This window comes from Paludifilum halophilum, assembly GCF_002245355.1.
GTDB lineage: Bacteria > Bacillota > Bacilli > Thermoactinomycetales > DSM-45169 > Paludifilum > Paludifilum halophilum.
The window spans coordinates 40,158-61,112 of sequence record NZ_NOWF01000002.1 but is presented as its reverse complement, the minus strand read 5'-3'; the positions used below and the strand labels follow the sequence as shown (position 1 = coordinate 61,112).

General features: G+C 56.6%; 17 protein-coding genes and 1 pseudogene. 17 read left to right on the top strand and 1 reads right to left on the bottom strand.

The features are described 5' to 3' along the window. Positions 1-64: 64 nt before the first annotated feature. From CHM34_RS03175 to CHM34_RS03105, 15 genes are all read left to right on the top strand, one after another. Entirely contained in the window at positions 65-718 is a 654-nt protein-coding gene (locus CHM34_RS03175; protein WP_094263158.1) for an urease accessory protein UreH domain-containing protein, read from the top strand. Continuing rightward, positions 718-1,368, top strand: coding sequence for a precorrin-8X methylmutase (locus tag CHM34_RS03170; protein WP_094263157.1), 651 nt, complete (start codon positions 718-720; stop codon positions 1,366-1,368). The genes CHM34_RS03175 and CHM34_RS03170 overlap by 1 nt, the downstream gene beginning before the upstream one ends. A 143-nt stretch (positions 1,369-1,511) precedes the next feature. Beyond that, complete coding sequence (cbiE, locus tag CHM34_RS03165) at positions 1,512-2,768, top strand: precorrin-6y C5,15-methyltransferase (decarboxylating) subunit CbiE (protein WP_169713560.1); 1,257 nt, start codon at positions 1,512-1,514, stop codon at positions 2,766-2,768. Positions 2,769-2,773: 5 nt separating this feature from the next. Further along, positions 2,774-3,544, top strand: coding sequence for a precorrin-2 C(20)-methyltransferase (gene cobI / locus CHM34_RS03160; protein ID WP_094263155.1), 771 nt, complete (start codon positions 2,774-2,776; stop codon positions 3,542-3,544). Continuing rightward, on the top strand, positions 3,508-4,311 hold the full coding sequence (gene cobM / locus CHM34_RS03155; RefSeq protein WP_240511847.1) for a precorrin-4 C(11)-methyltransferase: 804 nt from the start codon (positions 3,508-3,510) through the stop codon (positions 4,309-4,311). Before cobI ends, cobM begins: the two co-directional genes overlap by 37 nt. Further along, positions 4,308-5,465, top strand: coding sequence for a cobalt-precorrin 5A hydrolase (locus CHM34_RS03150; RefSeq protein WP_094263154.1), 1,158 nt, complete (start codon positions 4,308-4,310; stop codon positions 5,463-5,465). The genes cobM and CHM34_RS03150 overlap by 4 nt, the downstream gene beginning before the upstream one ends. Before the next feature lie 138 nt (positions 5,466-5,603). Next, positions 5,604-6,500 (top strand): sirohydrochlorin chelatase, encoded by an 897-nt coding sequence (locus tag CHM34_RS03145; RefSeq protein WP_094263153.1) that lies wholly within the window; start codon positions 5,604-5,606, stop codon positions 6,498-6,500. A gap of 79 nt (positions 6,501-6,579) precedes the next feature. Then, positions 6,580-7,419, top strand: coding sequence for a precorrin-3B C(17)-methyltransferase (cobJ, locus tag CHM34_RS03140; protein ID WP_094263152.1), 840 nt, complete (start codon positions 6,580-6,582; stop codon positions 7,417-7,419). Then, the gene (cobK, locus tag CHM34_RS03135) at positions 7,416-8,195 is read left to right on the top strand and encodes a precorrin-6A reductase (protein WP_169713559.1); all 780 of its coding nucleotides are present in this window, start codon (positions 7,416-7,418) and stop codon (positions 8,193-8,195) included. Before cobJ ends, cobK begins: the two co-directional genes overlap by 4 nt. Beyond that, on the top strand, positions 8,192-9,349 hold the full coding sequence (locus CHM34_RS03130; protein WP_094263500.1) for a cobalt-precorrin-5B (C(1))-methyltransferase: 1,158 nt from the start codon (positions 8,192-8,194) through the stop codon (positions 9,347-9,349). The genes cobK and CHM34_RS03130 overlap by 4 nt, the downstream gene beginning before the upstream one ends. Before the next feature lie 32 nt (positions 9,350-9,381). Further along, the gene (gene cobN / locus CHM34_RS03125) at positions 9,382-13,227 is read left to right on the top strand and encodes a cobaltochelatase subunit CobN (protein WP_094263150.1); all 3,846 of its coding nucleotides are present in this window, start codon (positions 9,382-9,384) and stop codon (positions 13,225-13,227) included. Continuing rightward, complete coding sequence (locus CHM34_RS03120; protein ID WP_094263149.1) at positions 13,220-15,400, top strand: VWA domain-containing protein; 2,181 nt, start codon at positions 13,220-13,222, stop codon at positions 15,398-15,400. Before cobN ends, CHM34_RS03120 begins: the two co-directional genes overlap by 8 nt. Before the next feature lie 107 nt (positions 15,401-15,507). Further along, complete coding sequence (locus CHM34_RS03115) at positions 15,508-17,091, top strand: cobyric acid synthase (protein WP_094263148.1); 1,584 nt, start codon at positions 15,508-15,510, stop codon at positions 17,089-17,091. Positions 17,092-17,397: 306 nt separating this feature from the next. Beyond that, entirely contained in the window at positions 17,398-17,997 is a 600-nt protein-coding gene (locus CHM34_RS03110; RefSeq protein WP_094263147.1) for a cob(I)yrinic acid a,c-diamide adenosyltransferase, read from the top strand. Positions 17,998-18,412: 415 nt separating this feature from the next. Then, positions 18,413-18,601, top strand: coding sequence for a hypothetical protein (locus CHM34_RS03105; protein ID WP_094263146.1), 189 nt, complete (start codon positions 18,413-18,415; stop codon positions 18,599-18,601). 58 nt (positions 18,602-18,659) lie between these two features. On the opposite strand, the pseudogene CHM34_RS20320 reads toward CHM34_RS03105, so the two are convergent. Next, a pseudogene (locus CHM34_RS20320) lies at positions 18,660-19,450 on the bottom strand (IS4 family transposase); the annotation flags it as partial. 718 nt (positions 19,451-20,168) lie between these two features. Between CHM34_RS20320 and CHM34_RS19190 the strand changes: the two are divergent. Then, positions 20,169-20,762, top strand: a complete 594-nt coding sequence (locus CHM34_RS19190; RefSeq protein WP_094263144.1) for a hypothetical protein — start codon at positions 20,169-20,171, stop codon at positions 20,760-20,762. Further along, entirely contained in the window at positions 20,662-20,877 is a 216-nt protein-coding gene (locus CHM34_RS20110; RefSeq protein ID WP_141201622.1) for a transposase, read from the top strand. The genes CHM34_RS19190 and CHM34_RS20110 overlap by 101 nt, the downstream gene beginning before the upstream one ends. The last annotated feature ends 78 nt before the right edge of the window (positions 20,878-20,955 follow it).

Below are 20,955 nucleotides of genomic sequence, written 5' to 3'. Positions count from 1 at the left end.
CCGCGAAAATAGCAGAAAATGCTTGGTTGCGGTGAGTCTGACTCTTTTTGAAAGGGGATCGAAGATGCCTTGGGAATTGTTGTCCGTATTGGGAATCGGTCTGCTATTGGGGTTTCGTCACGCCTTTGATCCGGACCATTTTATCGCGGTGTCGACGATTACCAGTCGGACGGGGAACGTGTTAAAGGCGACTGTTACGGGGATTTACTGGGGTTTGGGCCATACCTTGACGCTGCTGCTCGTCGGAATGCCCTTTATCGCTTTGAAGACAGGGATTCCGTCGACGGTGGAAACGGCGATGGAGGTCGTCGTCGGCTTGATGCTGGTCCTCCTCGGCTGGACCACTTTTCGATCCTTTCAACAAAGACGGACACCGGACTTTGAGGAAGCCGGCAAATCGGAGAAAGGAAAATGGGATTCGGATAAAAAAACGAATCTCAAATCGTTCCTGATCGGTGTGGTTCACGGAATGGCCGGAAGCGGTGCACTGGTATTGCTCACCATGACCTCCCTGGAAAGTTTGACCGAGGCGGTCTTGTATATTCTGGTGTTTGGCTCCGGCACGATTCTGGGAATGGGGATGTTCGCTGTCCTGCTCGGTTTTTCGTTCACTTATGCGGCCAAACGTTTTCAAAAGGCGGAACGGGTGATCGGCATGGCGGCCGGAGCGGTTTCCTTTCTGTTTGGGTTCTATTACATCCAGGCGGTTCTCTTTTGATGAAAGAGCGATTCCGTCCGATTCTGAAGCCGGATGACATTTATCAGCGCAGTTTTTCCATGATCGAGGAAGAAATCGGAGAGCACACTTTTACGGAAAAGCAGTGGCCGGTGGTGCGGCGGGTGATCCACGCGACGGCAGATTTTGAACTGGGAAAAAGCCTGCTTTTTCACCCGAAGGCGGTGGATGCCGGACGGCGGGCGATCGGAGAAGGAAAAGGCGTAGTTGTCGATGTCCGCATGGTACAGGCCGGAGTGGAAAACGAAAGGCTCCTCCGCTGGGGAAACCGGATTACCTGCCGGATCGGCGAGGAAAAAGCGGGGAAGATCGCCCGGCGGGAGGGGATTACCCGATCCATGGCGGCTATGCGATTGGCCGCGGGTGCCGCCCAGGGAGCGGTCGTAGTGGTGGGAAATGCCCCCACCGCTTTGATCGAGTTGGTTCGGTTGGTGCGGGAGGATCGATTGCGCCCCGCCCTGATTGTCGGGCTTCCCGTGGGATTTGTTTCGGTGACGGAATCGAAGGAGATGTTGTGGTCCCTCCGGGAAATCCCCACGATTACCAATCGGGGGAGAAAAGGGGGAAGCTCCGCCGCGTCGGCGGTGGTTAACGCGCTGGCATCCATGGTGGACAGTCCGGCAGTCCGATGAAAAAGCCCCTTTTAGGGAGGGTTGGGTTCCATACGAAGTGCCTTTGGCTCGTAAGAACAACGAAACGGAGTGTGGAACCCAATCCCGACCGACCAAGAACGCACTCAATTACAACGCTTTTTAGGAGGGAAGGGGGTTCGGATGTGCACCGGATTTTTGTTATCGGGGTCGGAGCGGAAGGGCCTGCCGGACTCTCCGCGGAGGCCTTGCGGCGGATTGCCGACTGCGATTTCCTGTACGGCGGACGCCGGCTGCTCCGGCTGTTTCCGGAGAACGGAGAGCGGAGGGTCCCGGTAGGGACCAATCTGAAGGAGGTGGCTGAATCCCTTTTATCCAATCGGGACCGGCGTCAGGTGGTTCTGGCGACGGGGGATCCCAACTTCTTCGGTATCGCGGATTATTTATACCGTCATGTGGGCCGTGAATACCTGACGGTGATTCCCCACTTAAGCAGTGTACAACTGGCCTTCGCCCGGATCAAAGAATCCTGGCATGACGCTTTTTTGGCCAGCGTTCACGGGCGATCGGCGGACCGGGTGGCGGATTGGGTGCGGCGTAACCCTAAGGTGGCTCTCCTCACCGACAGTGTTCATCATCCCGGGGCCATCGCCCGCCGCCTGATTTCGGAAGGGATCCGGGACTGCCGGATGGCGGTGGCGGAACATCTGGGAACGGAAGCGGAACGGGTCACTTTCTGGCGATTGCCGGAGGCGGCGGACCAGAACTTCGCCGACCTGAATGTGGTGATTCTTCTCCGGGAAGGGAGTTCTTCGGTGCCGGAGATGACCGCCGGTGGAGAGGAAGCGCGCTGGGGGCTGGGGATTGAGGATGAAGCCTTTTTTCAGCGAAAACCTGAACAGGGGCTTTTGACGAAAAAAGAGGTCCGGGTCGTCAGCCTGGCCCAGTTGAACCTTCACCGAGGGAGTGTTTTATGGGATATCGGTGCTGGTTCCGGTTCTGTTGCACTCGAGGCGGCGGGCCTGATCGGATCCTCCGGGATCGTGTACGCTGTGGAAAAAAACTGCGAGGATGTGGAGAATATCCGCAAAAATGCCGCCACATTCGGCCGTGAAATCCGGGTGATTCATGCCGAGGCTCCGGAGGGGCTGGAGGATTTGGAAGAACCGGACGCCGTGTTTATCGGGGGATCGGGAGGGCGTCTCGCCCCGGTTTTGGCCTTGTGCGGCCGGCGGCTGAAAGCCGGCGGACGGCTGGTCATGAATGCGGCGACGGTGGAAAACCAATCCGAAGGGTGGCGAAGGCTGAAAGAGGCCGGGTTCCGAGTGGAGGCGATCCAGCTGAACGTTTCCCGCAGCCAAGCGATTGAGGGATTAACACGATTCAAAGCTTTAAACCCGGTGACCATTCTGACTGCGGTGAAGGAAAGAAAAGGGGAGTGAAGCGGATGAAAACCTCGACAGGAACCTTGTATGGAATCGGTGTCGGCCCCGGTGATCCGGAGTGGATCACATTTAAAGCGCACCGGATTTTGACCTCCACCCCGGTGATTGCTTATCCGAAAAGCCGTCCGGACCGGGAAAGCTATGCTTTGAACATCGTGAAGGAGTGGATCGACCCGGATCAACAGGAACAGCTCCCCCTGCTTTTTCCCATGGACGGAGGGGAAAGCGTCCGGCGCGCCGCTCGGGAAGAGGCCGCTCGCCGTCTGTGGCAACCCCTCCGGGAGGGGAGGGATGTTGCTTTTATCACGGAGGGAGATCCGTTGATGTACAGCACTTTCATTCATGTCATGACGGGGATCAAAGCCCAAGGGGAAGAGGTCCCGATTCGAGTGATCCCCGGGGTCTCTTCGGTTCACGGAGCGGCGGCCTGTTTGCAACTCCCCTTGGCTGAAGGGGAGGAAAAAATAGCGATCCTTCCGGCGCCGGCGCGGGCAGAAGAGCTGGAAGAGTGGATGCGGACCCATGATACCGTGGTTTTATTGAAAGTGGCCAAGGTGTTGGATTCTCTGATCGATGTTCTTTCTCAGAAGGGCTGGTTGGAAAAGGCCTGCGTGATGACCCGGGTTTCCACCCGGGAGGAGGTGGTTTGCCACGATCTATCAGAACTGAAAGGCCGGACCCTTCCTTATTTCACATTGATGATCCTTAAGAAAGACGGACAAGGGAGGGAGAATCCGTGGGCAAGCCGGTGGAGAGAGGAACGGTCTATCTGATCGGGGCCGGCCCGGGGGACGCCGAGCTGATCACACTGCGAGGGTCCCGCATTCTGAGGCAAGCCGACTGGATTTTGTATGCTTCTTCCTTGGTCAGCGAGGAGCTGTTCGAGGAGGTGAAGCCGGAGGCCCGTCTGTTATCCAGTGCAGAGATGCATCTGGATGAAATCGTGACCGCAATGGTGGAACAGGCCCGGAAAGGCCGAGTGGTGGCACGGGTCCATTCCGGCGATCCGTCGATTTACGGGGCGATCCTGGAACAAGTGGTCCGGTTGCGCCGGGAGGGGATCCCCTTTGAAATCATTCCGGGAGTGAGCGCCGCTTTTGCCGCCGCTGCCCGGATCGGATCGGAGCTGACGGTGCCGGAGATCAGCCAGACCGTGGTGTTTACCCGGACCGGCGGAAGGGCCTCTCCGTTGCCTCCGGGAGGGGAGCTTCGGAAATGGGCGCGCGATTCCGCTACTCTGGCCCTCTTTTTGAGTGCCGCTTTAGTCGATCGGGTGGTGGCAGAGCTCCGGGAGGCAGGGATGGCCGAGGATACTCCGGTGGTGATCGCAGAGAAGGTAACCTGGCCGGAAGAACAGGTGATTCACACCACCTTGGCCGAGCTGAGCCGGGAGATGCGCGCCGCAAAGATCACCCGGCAGGCGATGATCCTGGTGGGCCGGGCCCTGGACCCGTCGCTCTTGGAAAGCGGAGAGCACCGCTCCCGGTTGTATGATCCCGGGCACACCCACCTTTTCCGCAAAAGAGTGAAGTCCCCGTGAGCGGCGGGAAACCGGGGTGGGGCCAGCCGGCTTCCGATCGGGGAAAGACCGCCCTTTTGGCTGTTACTGGCAACGGGTGCCGCACCCTGGCTCGACTTCGGTCCGCTTTTCCGAAAGCCGATGCCTATCTCCCGGAAAAATTCCGCGGGACCGTGCCGACAGGGGCTGCCGATGGAGATGACCACCGGGTGTACCATTTTTCCCCTCCCGTCCGACCCGTGATCGCGGATCTTTTTCACCGCTATGACTACTTGGTTTTGTTGATCGCCCTGGGAGCGGCGGTACGCTTGATCGCCCCGTTGCTCCAAAGTAAAACCCGGGATCCGGCGGTCGTGGTAGCGGATGAAGCCGGTCGGTACGCGATCAGTCTGGTATCCGCCCACCGGGGTGGGGCCAACGATTTGGCCCGGAAGGTGGGTTCGGCGATCAGAGGGATTCCCGTCATTACCACCGCTTCCGAAGTGCAAGGAACGTTGGCGGTGGATCAGTTGGGACGCGAATGGGGCTGGACACTGGAAGGAGAGGAGAATCTGACTCAGGTTAGTGCCGCATCCGTCAACGGGGAACCGGTGGGATTGATCCAGGAGAGCGGAGAAAAGTTGGATCCGGATGCACTGCCGGAAAACTGGACCTGTTTTTCTTCCTGCGAGCAAGCACTGCAGTCCGGGTGGAAAGGGTCGGGGTGGATTCTCATCACCCACCGGCTGTTGGGATCACGGGAGGAGTCCCTTCGGGAAAAAGGAGTGCTTTTTCGCCCGCGCTCTCTCGTTCTCGGAGTGGGTTGCAGCCGGGGAGCACCGGCGGAGGAAATGGAAGCGTTGATCCGGCAGACCTTGCAAGAGAACCGCCTTTCCCTCGCCAGTATTCGCTGTTTGGCCAGTATCACGCTGAAAAGAGATGAGGACGGATTGCGGGAGTTGGCTCAACGCTATCAGTGGCCGCTATGCTTTTACGCTCCGGAGGAATTGAACCGAATTCCCATTCCCCGGCCCTCTGATTATGTTTGGGCGGTGACGGGAGCCTACGCCGTCAGTCAACCCGCCGCTCTGCTGAATGCCGGTGCGGACCGGCTGCTGGTGGAAAAGGAGAAAAGCCGGAATGCGACGCTGTCGGTGGCCTTGGCGGACTTGGGGCGATTGCCAGGGCATGTCTGAGCATGAACGACAACGGGGTGCAGGGGCCGATTTCCGACTCCGCGCCGGGTTGCCCGATGGTTTTTGAATGAGAGGGTTGCTTTCCCGAGACAGACGACTTTTGCACCGAAAAGGCAAACCGTGAAGGAGGAATATTCGATGCATACCATTTTGTTGATCGGACACGGAAGCCGGGATTCGGAGGGGTGTGACGAGTTTCGGCAGATGGTTGAGAAAATGAAAATCCGCTTGCCGGAACACCAGGTGGAATTTTGTTTTTTGGAGTTTGAAGCCCCCGATGTCCAGACAGGGGTGGATCATTGTGTCGCCAAGGGAGCGACCGAGATTACCGCCATTCCGATCATGCTGCTGGATGCGCTTCACTTTACCGAAGACATTCCGCGAGAATTGGAATATGCCCGCCAGCGGCATCCTCAGCTTACGATCCGTTATGGGGCGCACCTCGGTTTCCATGAGAAGATGATGGAGGTGCTGCTTTCCTGTCTGGAGAAAGTCGGGGAAGATCCCCACGGGAACAACGAAGGGAAGTCGGTGTTGATGGTTGGACGGGGCAGCAGTGACCCAGTGGCCAACAGTAATTTCTATAAGCTGTCCCGCATGCTTTGGGAGCGTACCTCCTACGATACCGTGGAAAATGCGTTTATCGGCTTAACACAACCCGATCTGGAAGGCGGGATCGACCGTTGTCTCCGCCTGGGAATGAAAAAAGTGGTCGTTCTCCCTTATTTCCTGTTTACCGGAAAGCTGTATAAAAAAATCGCTCGGATCACCTTGAACCGGAAAGAAAAACACCCGGAGACCGAATTTCTCCTTACCCGCTATTTCGGACTGGAATCCCTGGTCATGGATGTACTGGAGCAACGGGTGCGGGAAGCGATCGCCGAAGAATTTACTGCGTATGACCATGACTGGATGCGGGAATTGGCCGAAGGCCGGTACGGGAAGCGAGGGGCTCATCACCACCATCACGGTCATAGTCACCATCACCATGGTCATTCCCATACCGGCGATCATTTGGAAGTGCATAAACCATAGAAGGGGAAAAAATCTCCGATTTATGGAGAAGAGGCTGGTTACAAACGGGATAAGATCCCGGAGAATGAAGGGTGAAAGGATGAAACAGCATCAACAGACGGAAGGAGAGATCCGGATCGTCGGGCTCGGGCCCGGGGACCCAGATTTCATGACCTTCCGGGGGATCGAGGCGATCCGACAGTCTCAGGTGGTTATCGGTTATCGCGGATATGTGGAACAGGTGAGACATCTGTTGTCCGATCAACAGGTGATTGCCAAATCCCTGACGGAAGAAGTGGACCGGGCGCAAACGGCATTTCGGATGGCTCGGGAAGGAAAACGCGTAGCGGTAGTTTCCAGCGGCGACGCCGGCGTTTATGGAATGGCGGGGTTGGTGTTCGAGGTGATGTCGGAACAGGGATGGAGAGAGGAGGACGGGCCGGAAGTGACGGTTGTTCCGGGAATAGCGGCGGCGCATGCCTGTGCTTCTCTGGTCGGTGCGCCGTTGATGCACGACAGTTGTTCCATCAGCCTGAGCGATTTACTCACCCCCTGGGATGTGATTCGAAAACGGGTGGAGGCCGCCGCCGGCGGCGACTTTGTCACGGCTCTCTACAATCCCCGCAGCCAGCGGCGGAAGTGGCAGATCGAAGAAGTTCGCCGCATGTTCCTCCGATACCGATCCCCCCAAACCCCCGTCGTTCTGGTCAAAAACGCCTATCGTCCCGGCCAAACCATCCTTCGGACGACGCTGGAAGAGATGCCGGACCGAGAGATCGACATGCTGACCACGGTTTTGATCGGCAACTCCCGTACGGAATTCTTTCAGGGATGGATGGTAACACCGAGGGGGTATCGGGATCGGTACGACCTGGGTGCAGAAGAGGTTGCAAACCCGGAGATGAAACGGACGGGGCCGGGAGGTTCAGTCCCGGAATGATCATCGTTTTGGCGGGGACCCGGGATGCGGCGGATTTGGTGCACCGAATCACAGCTCAATCCCTGCCGGTGCTGGTTTCCACCGCTACCGGACATGGGGCCGCTCCCTACCGGGAACAGGGAATTCCGGTGCGTTCCGGTCGGCTGGACCGGGACGGGTTGGCGGAATTGCTCTGGAGGCGTGAAGCCCGGTTGTTGGTGGACGCCACCCATCCCCACGCCGCCGAAGCCCACCGGGAAGCGGCTGATGCTGCTGAAAAAGCAGGGATCCCCTGTGTCCGGTTCGAACGGCCTCCCCTGATTCCCGATTCCTCTCCCCGTTTGTACTGGGTCAACCATGCCCGGGAAGCGGCGGAAAAAGCCGCCGCCTTGAAAGGAACCGTTTTATTGACGACCGGGAGCAAGCAGTTGGACATCTTCGCGAAGCGATTGTTGCCGGAAAAAGGGGTGCGCCTGGTGGTCCGCCTTCTGCCCACGGTGGATAATCTCCGCCGTTGCCGTTCCCTGGGGATCGATCCCTCTGACGTGATCGCCCTTCAGGGACCCTTCGGGGCTTCGTTGAACCGGGCTTTCTATGATCATTTCGCTGTCGATGTGTTGATCACCAAGGAAAGCGGAGGACTCCCCTGGGTGGAAGAAAAGGTGAATAGTGCCCTGAACCGGGGGATCCGGGTCGTGATCATCCGCCGTCCTGCCCCGGTGAAGGGAGTTCCTTGTTCGTTTGACCCTGAGGAGGTTGTCCGGCTGGCTTGGGAAGCATCGGGGGGTTCGCGATGAAACGGGAATCGAAAAAGAACCCGGATAGTCCAAAACGGGTGACCCAATGGGAAGAGGTGACGGTGAACGGGAAAAAGCGGCGGTTGCGAACCGGTTTTACCACCGGGGCCTGTGCCGCCGCCGCCGTCAAGGGAGCCCTGCTCGCGCTCCAGAGCCAGCGGTCCCTCTCCTGCGTCGACATTCAGCTTCCCATCGGCGATCGGGTTTCCTTCGATCTGGTCGATCTCGCCTTTGATCCGAACGGTGCCCGCTGCGGAGTGGTTAAGGACGGCGGGGATGATCCCGATGCCACCCATGGGGCAGTGATCAAGGCCACCGTTTCCTGGCGGAAAGAGCCGGGTTTTCTCCTGGATGGCGGTGAAGGCGTCGGACGGGTGACGAAACCGGGATTAAGTGTTCCGGTGGGAGAAGCGGCGATCAATCCGGTTCCCCGCCGGATGATCCGGCAGTCGGTGGAGGAGGTGGCCGGTTCTTCCCTGAAGGAGCAGGGAGTCAAGGCGATCCTGTCCGTGCCGGGAGGAGAGGAGATCGCCCGGAAGACCCTGAATGGGCGCCTGGGAATCATCGGAGGGATCTCCATCCTGGGGACAACCGGGGTGGTTCGTCCTTACTCGACAGCAGCCTACCGGGCCAGTGTGATACAGGCGGTCCGTGTGGCCGCCGCCAATGGATGCGGCGAGTTGGTTCTCACCACCGGAGGTAGGAGCGAGAAAGCGGCGATGCGGTTATACCCGCATTTGCCGCAAGAGGCGTTTATCGAGATGGCTGATTTCCTGGGGGATGCATTAAAAACCTGTTCCCGGCACTCGTCCATCCGGCGGATTCACCTGGTAGGGATGATGGGGAAGCTTTCCAAAGCGGCGGCGGGCCATTTGGAGTTACACTCCGGAAGTGCTTCGGTGGATTTGCCGTTTTTGGCCCGGGTGGCCCGGGAGACAGGGGCTTCCGAAGCGGATGTGAGGCAGATCCTCTCCGCCGCGACCGCCAACCGGGTGGGGCAATTGATGCGGCAACGGGGAAATCGTCTTTTTTTTGACGCCTTGTGCCGCACCCTTGTGGACCGGATCCGAGCAACAGCGGGGAAACCGGAAGGAGAAGTGATTCTGATCAGTTTGCAGGGAGAGGTGCTGGGGCGGCAGACGGCGGGGAAATAAACGAATTCGGAGGATCAAAGGAGGGAAAAAGGGTGCTTCTCTATTTGACGACAGCGGATACGGATCTATTAACCCTGGGAGCGGCGGTGGAGCATCTGCCTGCCGATTTTTCACCGGTCCGTACCGCCAATGTGACGGACTGGGCGGAGGAGGATGAGCGGGCGGAGGCGTTTCTGGATCAACACCTGAAGGCGGCAAAGGTAGTGATTTTGCGCTTGTTAGGCGGTCGAAAAGCCCACGCCGCTTCCTTTGACCGGATCGTGAAACATTGCCACCGGCGAAGGGTGCCTCTCCTCGCCTGGCCCGGGGATCAGGAGCCGTATCCGGAACTGCAGGAAGCGACCAATGTTTCCGCCGCCGAATCCAATCGGGCCATGATCTATGCTGTGTACGGAGGTGTCCGCAATTTTGTTCAGATGCTCCGGATGATCAGCGATACCTGGTTGGGGACGGATTACGGGTTCAGGGAACCGGAGAAACTGCCCTGGTCCGGTATCTATCGTCCGGGCGGGCTGGATGCCCTGGACCTCAACGGGTGGCGGCAAACGGGGGAACCCGATGAGCTTCGGAGGATTCAGTCGGAGAAGGATACAAGCGGGGAAAAACCGCCGGTGATCGGGATTCTGTTTTACCGGGCTCACTGGATGAGTCGCAACCTGCGATTTGTGGATGATCTGATGGAAGCTCTGCGTACCCGGGGATGCATCCCGCTTCCGGTATTTACACAGAGCCTGAAGGAGGGGCGGGACGAGGAGCAGCAGAACTCAGCTCTTCCACTGTTGACGGATGAAAAGGGCGAGACGGTGGTGGATGCTTTGATTATCACCATGAGTTTTTCCGCCCATCGGGATTCGGAGGGGCAGGAAAGAAGAGGGGATACCTGGATTGACCGGCTGGATGTGCCGGTTTTTCAGGGGATTGTATCCCTTCATGAACGGAAGCGGTGGGAGGAGAGTGACGCCGGGATCGCTCCTCTGGATACGGCGATGAATGTGGCCATGCCGGAGTTGGACGGTCGCGTCATCACGGTTCCTTTCTCTTTTAAAGAGACGGTCCGGGAGGAACCCGCCCTTCGCCGCTACGAAACGCTGACGGACCGCACCGATTTTTTGGCCCGGCTGGCGGCCCGTTGGGTCCAGCTGAGGCGGAAGCCGGTTTATGAGAAAAAAATCGCCTTTTTGTTGACCAATTATCCGACTAAAAATTCCCGGATCGGGAATGCCGTCGGTCTGGACACTCCCGATTCCATGGTCCGGATCCTGCATGCGCTGGCGGAGGAGGGATATGACCTCGGCTCGGAACCCCTTCCCGAGGACGGCGACGAGTTGGTGGCCCGGCTGATTGAACGGTGCAGCAATGACCGGGATTTTCTGACGGAAGAGCAGTTGGCCCGTGCGGAAGGAAAGTTAGGAAAGGAAGCGTACCGGCGGCGCTGGAAACGAATCCCTCCTGAATCCCGGGAGCGGATCGAAGAGGTGTGGGGAACCCCCCCGGGAGAGGTTTTCCGGTACGGGGACGACTTGGTGATTCCCGGGATTCGCTTCGGTCATGTTTTTGTCGGTTTACAGCCGCCCCGGGGATTCGGCGATAACCCGATCGCCATTTACCACAGTCCCGACTTGGTTCCCACCCATCATTACATCGGTTATTATTACTGGCTGAAGGAAGGCTTCGGGGCGGACGCTGTGGTCCATGTGGGGAAACATGGAACGATGGAATGGCTTCCGGGGAAGGGAACGGGCCTGTCCAGCGCCTGTTTCCCGGAAGTGGTTCTGGATGATTTGCCTCATTTTTATCCCTATATCATCAATAACCCGGGGGAAGGGACCCAGGCGAAACGGCGCAGTCACGCCGTGATCGTCGATCATCTGGTCCCGGTTCTCACCTCCGCCGATACCTACGACGAACTGGCCCGTCTGGAGCAATTGATGGATGAACACAGTCAGTTGCAGGCTCTTGATCCGAAAAAACTGCCCCTGATCGAACAGGAGATCTGGGAGACGGTGGTAGAGGCCCGTCTGGACCGGGATTTGCAGCAGGAAAGCTATCCCGAGGATTTTGAAGGGTTCATGGAAGAGATCGACGGGTATATCTGCGAGCTGAAATCGGCCCAGATCCGGGACGGACTTCATATCATGGGACAACTCCCTCGGGAGGAGGAATCTTGGACGGATTTATTGTACGGAATGCTGCAATTGCCCACCGGTTCCGTCCAGGCGCTGCCCGAAGCCGTTGCCGCCGATCTGGGGCTGGACTGGGACGCATTGCAGGACGGGCTGGGGAAAGCTTGGGAAGATCCGCTTCCGGAGATGGGCGGAGAACGGAAAAACCGGTATACGGTCGGGGATGTCCGGGAAGAAGTGGTGCGTTTGTCCAGGGAGTTGCTCCGGACCCGGGTGATCCAGCCGGAACTGGGTTGGACGGGGGACCAGGCAGAGACCGCCGCTCCGGTGTCACTCCCTTCCGCTCTTCTTGCTCCGGACACCGCCTCCGACCATGTCATCCGCTACGCGAGGGAAGGGTTGTGGCCCCGTCTGCTGCAAACTCCCGCAGAGATCGGAAATCTCCTCCACGGTCTTCGGGGCGGGTGGATCCCTTCCGGTCCCAGCGGTTCCCCCACCCGGGGGATGCCGGACATCTTGCCGACAGGACGCAATTTCTACTCCGTCGATCCCCGATCCCTGCCTTCTCCCGGAGCCTGGCACGTGGGACAACAATTGGCCGATCAACTGATCGATCGGTATTTGGAAGAGACAGGGACGTATCCCGAATCAGTGGGGATTGTGGTTTGGGGAACTTCGGCGATGCGCACCCGGGGGGATGATATCGCCGAGATTTTCGCCCTGCTCGGGGTTCGCCCCGTCTGGCGCCAGGAGAGCCGCCGCGTCGTTGATCTGGAAGTGATCCCCTTGGGAGAGTTGAACCGCCCCCGGGTGGACGTCACCGTCCGGATCAGCGGATTTTTCCGGGATGCTTTCCCCCATCTGGTCCATCTGTTGAACCAGGCAGTGGAGATGGTGAGTCACCTGAATGAACCGCCGGAACAAAATCCACTCGCCCGGAATGTCCGGGAAGAGGCCGAGGAAAAGGAAGCCTCCGGTCTACCCCGAAAAGAGGCGCTGGAGACATCTTTGTACCGGGTGTTTGGAAGTAAGCCCGGTACTTACGGTTCCGGGATGCTTCCGTTGATTGAGAGCCGCGAATGGCAGGATGATCAGGATTTGGCCCGGGTGTATACCACCTGGTCCGGTTATGCCTACACCCGGGAACGGTACGGCAAACCGGCGGCGGCGGAGTTCCGAAACCGGCTGAGCCGGGTTCAGATTGCGACCAAAAACCAGGATAACCGGGAACACGATATCTTTGACAGTGACGATTATTTTCAAGAGCACGGGGGCATGGTGGCTACCGTTCGCTCCTTGACGGGGAAAGACCCCTCCATGTACTTCGGCGATTCCTCCAATCCCCGGTTCGTGCGCGTGCGCCATCTGTCGGAGGAAGCGCTCCGGGTGTTCCGGACCCGGGTCGTCAACCCGAAATGGTTGGACTCTGTCCGTCGCCACGGATACAAGGGAGCGTTGGAAATGGCCAACACAGTGGATTTTTTATTCGGTTATGACGCTACGGCCCGGGTGGTCGACGATTGGATGTACGAGCGGCTGAGCCAGCGCTATGTGCTGGATGAGAGTGTTCGGCGCTTTCTGAAGGAGTCCAATCCCTGGGCGATGAAAGATATCGCGGAGCGTCTCTTGGAGGCGGCTCAGCGCGGCATGTGGAAAGAGCCCCGCCCGGAGACGGTTCAATCTCTTGCCGAAGCGCTCCTCGAAGCAGAGGGTTGGATGGAAGGTGCCACCAAAGGGAGTGAGAACCATGAGTGAACAGCAACATCTTTTTCCCTTTTCCGCCATCGTCGGTCAGGAGGATCTGAAGACAGCCCTTCTGTTAAACGCGGTCTCTCCCCGGGTGGGAGGCGTCCTGATCCAGGGGGACAAGGGAAATGGAAAATCAACCGCTGTCCGCGCCTTGTCGGAATTGCTTCCGCCGGTTTCCGCCGTCCCGGATTGTCCCCACCGATGCGATCCGGAGCAACCCTTTTCCTTCTGCCCTCATTGCCAAGGAACGCCCCAGGGAGGGAAGGCGGAAAGGGTGCCGCCGCGGGTGGTGGAATTGCCGCTGGGTGCGATGGAGGATCGCCTGTTGGGCCATCCGGATCTGGAGGCGGCCATGACCCGGGGTGAACGCCGGTTTGAGCCGGGTTTGCTGGCTCGGGCACACCGGGGAGTACTCTATGTGGACGAAGTGAATCTGTTGGAAGATCATCTGGTGGATAATCTGCTGGATGCGGCGGCATCCGGATGGAACCGCGTGGAACGGGAAGGATTTTCCGTTTCCCATCCTTCCCGGTTCCTGTTGGTGGGGACGATGAATCCCGAGGAAGGGGAGCTTCGCCCCCAACTGCTGGACCGATTCGGGCTGGCTGTGGAAGTGAAGACTCCGGATACCCCGGAAGAGCGGTTGGCTGTCATGGAACGGCGGATGGCATTTGACGGAGATCCGGAAGGATTTCGCCGACGTTGGGAAGGAGAGCAGACCCGGGTGGCCCAACGGTTGATCGAGGCGAGAGACCGCTTGCCCCGGGTGGTGTTATCCAAAGAACAGCTGAAACAGGTGGCGCGGATCACTTTGGAGGCGGATGCGGAAGGTGTACGGGCGGATTTGGTCATTTGTGAAGCGGCGAAGGCTTTGGCCGCCTATGAAGGGCGGGAGGAGGCCACGGCGGAGGATGTTCGCCGGGCGGCGCACTTGGCCCTGATGCATCGAGCCCGGCAGCCGTGGCAACCCGACCCGGATCCCTCCGGAGGGGGAAGCGGGGGGGAAGAATCTTCCCCCGACAGCGGGGAGAATGCGGACGGTCCGACGGAGGAGGAAGAGTCTACCGCTTCTTCCTCCCCGTCCTTCTCCCATTCCGGGGAAGAAAAGAAATCCGATGAAAGCATGGATCAACAGGAGACAGAAGGTTCCAAAGACCTTTCACCCCGTTCTTTTTCGGATGATAGCGGAAAGGAGAGGGAGCCTGTCACAGCGGCAGGCCCGGAGAATCAAGAAGCGAGGGAACAGGGGAAAGCCCAGACCCCAGACGCTCTCTCCTCCCCCTTTGAATCCCCCCTCAGGGAAGAACTCTTTCCCGTCGATAGTTGGTTTCGGGTGGATGCCGATTCACGGTTGAAAAAGGGAACGGACCGGCGGGAGAAACCGGGGAAGGTGTCTAAAGGATCGGTTTCCCCCGGCAAAGGCAGGGCTGCCCTTGATGAGGATCCTCGTCAAGGGCGGTGGGTCCGGTCTCGTACCCTGACGGATCCTGCCGAGGTTCGTTCCTTTCGCATCGATTGGAACGGGAGTCTCTGGGCGGCCGCGGTTCGGGCCGGAGTCTCATCAGCGGGGGGCTCCCTTTTACAACCGGAGGATCTGCGGCGAAAGGTGATGGTCCGTCCACCCCGGGAGGGGGTCCTTTTCCTGATCGATACCAGCGGATCGATGGCCGGTTTTCGAAGAATGGAACAGGTGAAAGGGGCGGTCCAATCGATGGTGGAAGGATGTTACCGGCGCCGGGAGCGGTTTGCCTTGCTCAGCTTCCGGAACGGTCGGACGGAGACGGTGCTGCCGCCGTCGCGGAGTGTCCAGGCGGCGACACAGGCACTAAAACGCCTTCCCAGCGGAGGGAACACCCCCTTGGCCCTCGCCTTGGATCGGAGCCGGGAATGGTTGGCCCGGTGGCAGGCCCGACAGCCGGATTGGCGTTTGCGCTTTGTTCTGTTCACCGACGGCAGGGTGAATCTCCGCCGGAGCGGATCGATGGGAAAGGAATCCTCTTCGACGGAAGAGGTCCTTCAGGCGGCTCGCCGTCTGGCGGAGGGAAACATACGTGCCGAAGTGGTGGATACGGAGACGGGTCCAATCCGGTTGGGCTGGGCTCGTGCCATCGCCCGGGCATTGGAAGCGCCGGTGGTTCCGATGGACCAGTTGCGCCGGGTCGATGGATCGGTTGGATAAAACGAAAAAAGGCAATAGAAGAGGTGTGATTTTCGGATGGGAGGGACTCTTTTCCCAAGTCGAAAGCTCGGCCATCGCTTTTCACAACTCGGATAGGGGCAATGCGAATGACCAAGAACCTCATGTTTCAGGGAACCGGATCCGACGTAGGAAAAAGCATTCTCGCCACAGCCTTATGCCGGATCTTGACTCAGGATGGCTACCGGGTGGCACCTTTTAAATCGCAAAATATGGCTCTCAACTCCTATGTGACCCGGGACGGGGGGGAAATCGGACGGGCGCAAGGAGTCCAGGCGGATGCTTGCGGGGTAGAGGCAACGACGGATATGAATCCGATCCTGATCAAGCCCGCCGGAGAAATGCGCTCCCAAATCGTCGTCCATGGAAAACCCTATGCGGATATGACGGCCCAGTCCTATCGGGATGATTTTTTTGAAAAGGCGTGGGCCGTATTAAGTGATTCCTACAGACGGCTGGAGAAGCGAGCCGATTGGATCGTGATCGAAGGAGCGGGCAGCCCGGCGGAAATCAATCTGAAGGATCGGGAAATCGTGAATATGCGGGTGGCTCGGTGGTTTAACGCCCCGGTGATTCTGATCGCGGATATCGACCGGGGAGGTGTCTTCGCTCAAATCATAGGTACGATGGAATTATTGGAACCCGAAGAGCGAGAGCGGGTGGTCGGTTTTCTAATCAACAAATTCCGCGGAGATCCATCCCTGTTGGAATCCGGGATTCGGTGGCTGGAGGAACGGACAGGAAAACCGGTATTGGGACTGATTCCTTATTTACCGCATCTGGATATCGAAGCGGAGGACTCCGTGGCACTCGATGCGAAGCCGGAAGGAGAGGATAGAGCGGCCGGCGAAAAACGGCGGATCCGGATTGCTGTCATCCGCCACCCGCATCTTTCTAACTTTACGGATTTCGACCCTTTGGAAGCGGAAGAGGATGTCCATCTCTATTACGTCCGTCAGCCGCAGGATCTCGGATGGCCGGATGCCATCATTCTGCCCGGCAGTAAAAATACCTCAGAGGATCTACTCGCCCATCGGAAATCGGGGTTGGCGAACGCGGTAGTTGACCGGGTACAGAGAGGAACCCGTTTGGTGGGAATCTGCGCCGGCTACCAGATGCTCGGTCATCGATTGTTGGACCCGGACCGGGTGGAGTCCGACATCTCCGAAACAGAGGGATTGTGTTTTTTTCCCTTTGAAACGGTCTATGCGAAGGAGAAGCGGACGGTGCGGGTGGAGGGGTACGTCGATTCCTACTTGTCGACTTGGTCCGAATGCCGTGGTTTACCGGTTGAAGGGTATGAAATCCACATGGGTTGGATGAAATCCGTGTCCGGGGAAGAGACGGCGACGAAGGGATCTTCAGAACCTTCCCGCGGAGGGCCTCTGTTTCAAGTGGCTTCAAAGGGCGAAACGGTTCACCCGGACGGCTGGACCGCCGCCGACAGCCGGGTCTGGGGAACCTATCTGCACGGGATCTTTGACAACGATTCTTTTCGGCGGTTTTGGCTCAATGAGATTCGCCGGGAAAAAGGCTGGCCGGTGATAAGCAGTCGGTTTTCCCACTCGCGGCGAAGAGAGGCGGCTTTCGACCGGCTCGCCGCCCATGTCCGAAAATATACCGATTGGGAGCGGCTATACCGTGTTCTGGAAGAGCCAAATACAAGTCGATGATGAAGCGGGCCTATTGATGATCCAATAACTCGGTCTGATAAGGGAGGTGTCGTGTTCTGGCTAAGCGACTTTTGTCATCCTACGCAGCGGAGAAGCTGGAGGGAGGGCGCTTTAGGGGCAAGATTCTCCTTTGTGACACTCCAAACGGCTTTGCCCCTGCCCGACCGGAAACTTTGGAGCGGACAGTCTTCACTGCCTTGCTGGATGGCAACCGGAGCTTGGTAGAACACGACCTCCTCGCCTAAATAGGGTTCATCAACACACCTGAATCTCAGGATTTTTCATACACAGAAGGGAGCGGTCAGAATGCAAATCTATACCCGGAGAGGGGATGCCGGAGAAACGGCGGTATTCGGGGCCCGAGTGCCCAAGGACGATCCCCGGGTGGAAGCCTGCGGAACGGTGGATGAGGCTAATTGTTTTGTAGGTGACGCGATCGCCCGGATGGCGGAACGGGATCAGGAACGCTATGCCGATATGATCGAAGTTCTGACAGAGGTTCAGCAGGAGATCTTCGATGTGGGCAGCGACTTTGCAGTGGTCAAAGGGAAAAGGCCTTACAAAATCACGATGGAGCAGGTAGACCGTCTGGAGCCGCTGATCGATCAGTATTTGTCCCAGGCGATGGCCGTGAAAAAATTTATCCTGCCCGGGGGTACGACCATCTCCTCCGCTCTGCATCTGTGCCGGACGGTGGTCCGCCGGGCTGAGCGGCGGGCGGTCACTTTGACGGATCACGGGGAAATCAATGATGCCGCCCGCCGCTACCTCAACCGCCTTTCCGACCTCTTCTTCGCCCTGGCGCGGGCCGCCAACGCCCGGGAAAACCGGGAGGACGTCCAGTACGTGCGCGGCCGCGATGTTTTCCGCGACCGATCACGCAAAGAAGGAAAGGCCGGAAAGTAGGAAAATCGCTGGATGAAAAATCTTACCTAACAACCGGCTTCCTGACTGGGGGCCGGTTGTTTGTGAATGAAAAAAACAGCCTGATGGCAGTTTAATGCCTTGGTTTATTGTAGGGAAGATCGATCCCAACCAGCCGCCAAAGGAAAAGCATGTGTAGCCGCTAAGCGGTTGGGACCTCCGGACACTTCGCTAGAGGCGAGGTGAATGATACTTGATATAGTCCAAAAGGACTGTTGAACGAGAATTTCCCCTCTGATACAATTTAGAAGAATTTTCTTAAGGAAAATCCGGGAAGGAGGATTCCTTTTTGCCATACCACCCATGGCGGGAAATTTGGTTACAGCCGCAAAGGACGATCCGTGAAGTCCTTGAAAAGAATTCGAAACATTAAATAAAAATAATGGAGTGAAACTGAATGAACTTGTCATCAAAAGAGGCATTTGAAGCTATGGCTTTATTTTTAGAAGAACACTATAAAAGAACCGATTCAGATGATATAGCACTTTTGCTAGGTAGTATGCAATTTTTAAAAGATGGTAATACTGCCGACCCAGCTATTTGGAATGATTGGTTAGATTGTATTCAAAAGATTAGAGGAAAATAATTAAAATGATCCTCCTTTCCTATAAGGAGGGGGGATCGTCAGTACAAGTGTTTCATACTCAACTTTCGCAGCTGAGAATTGGGAGATAAACCTTGATGTATCGGGGTAAAGACTCCATCCACTGGTGGAGTTGACGTTGAATTAGTGACGAAGTCTTCTTACCGGCCTTTGTAGCTACTTCTTGGATCAGCTCGAGGAGTTGTTGCAAAGCAACCGCCCAATTCAAGACGCCCACCTCATCACAAAGCAGATGAAATAAACCGCCAAACGTTCGGTCATCCGTGCTTTGACGGTGTTGCCATGCCTGCAGGATGTAACGGGACACAATTGTTGTATGACTGACGAGCACATAGGAGCGACCCTGGAATTCTTTTTGCAATCGAAAAAACGATTTGGCGCACTTGAAGAAGACCTCGATATCCCAAATACGAATTACATCATCTACAGATAATGTAAGATCGGTCGAGAGGGTCGCGAGCCACTCGTTTTTACTCGTGCGATGCCGGGCAAAGACCATCTAGACCGGGATACCGGGAGCGAGCTGGGTTGTGGATCGCACGCAGGATGTGACGGCTTTTCCCTCCACCCGTGGTGAAACCCGATATAACTCCTTCAAGGACAATCAACGTGCGTTGATGAGGTAGCGTTTGTTATCTTTTTTGACCATCCCGATGTCGTCCAGTCCCCGGTGGACGATTTCCTGAATCAGCGGCGCGTGAGTGAACCAACTGTCCATCAGCGCATAGGAAGCGGACACCCCTGCTGTCAACGCACGATCCACCATCATCGGGATACTTGTGGGGCTGGCAGTAACGCTTCTTGGCGGCGTTTGTAAAAGGAACCTCTTCTGTATGGTAGTGTTTACTTGGCACATTCACTTTACCAAACAGAGTGGTGTTTTTCTATTATCAAAGGATGAATTCAAGGTGCCTTCATTCCATCTGTATCAAGGGATTTTACCTATTTTCGTTCTGCGAAAGTTGAGTTTGATACAACAAGTTCGACAAACAATTATAATTATAAAAGAATGTGAAGGCCGTCTTGTTCCGGAAGGACTTCGAAGCCAAGCGAAAATACGATCAACATCAACAATGACTTCACGATCTGATAAAATGCTGGAGGACGTGAGGCGAGGGGAGAAAAAATCTTTTGTCAATCTTGTCTTGAAGCGTTTGGAGAAGTGGCAGGGTCTTTGTGGAGCCACATCCGCTGTGGATCAAGTGATATCTACAGTGATGGATGCAACGGTGAAGTAGGATTTTCTAACTCAAGGTGAATTAGCTTAAAAAGTGACCTGAAAATAACCCTGATCTACGAATAATTATTTGAAGAGCAATTATATTTGGTATTTTCCAAGGAGGACTGTAATTGGATACTTATTACCAAGGGAACATCAATTTGTTCAACCTTCTTATAAACAATGAAAACCCACGGTTTGATCCAGTTGAAAATCAATTGTCTGCAATCAGGCCTGTCGATTAGCCAAAGTTTAGGAAAAAAGAAGCTCCTTTGTGTACAATGGTTTGAAGGCCCAACTTCAAAACACATCACACCAAAGGAGCATTCTATGAAACAAGATACCTTACTTTTCGCTCTTCTGCAATCTCTGTACGGTTTACAAGAACATGCCCAACTGGCCTCGGCTTATGAATACCATGATGCCGCCCGAAAATTCTCCTCCTATGACTTGTTGAAATATTGGATCGCCGCTGCCATTGGGCGTTGGAAGGGATTTCGACACAGTGAAAAACAACTTCCGACCTGCACCGGACTTCCTTCGGTGGATCATTCCACCTTGGCGAAGAAAGCCAGAGAAGTTCCTTTTGAGATGATGCAGGAGATTCTTCATACAGTGATTCAACGAACGAGTCGAAACGTTCGGAGAACCTTTTCTCTCCCGTTTCCTATTGAAGCTCTTGATTCCACGACCATCACGGTTGGAAAGGGGCGCTTGCTTTGGGCCCATTTTCGCGGAAATCAAGCAGGGGTCAAGTTGCACGTGCGGGTAAATACAGCGGATCAATCCCTGTTACAAGTAGAAACCTCCCCAGTCCGAGCCCATGATTCCTCCCGTGGCCCCCACCCTGTTACAACAGCCCCGTCATGTGATGGTTCAAGATCGGGGATACATGAACAGAGAACGGTTCGAAGAGATGGATGATCAAGGGGTCTTCTTTGTCGTTCGTTTACGCAAAAATAGAAAGGTCATCAACGCACAATCCTTGACCGATCCTGCGGAGGATTCTCCTGTATGTCAAGACAGTGATGTTTTTTAGTGAGGGAGTGAAAATACCAAACATGGAATAATCCTTTTTTATAAGCAATAAATAAACAAAACTACGAGGGCCAAGGGC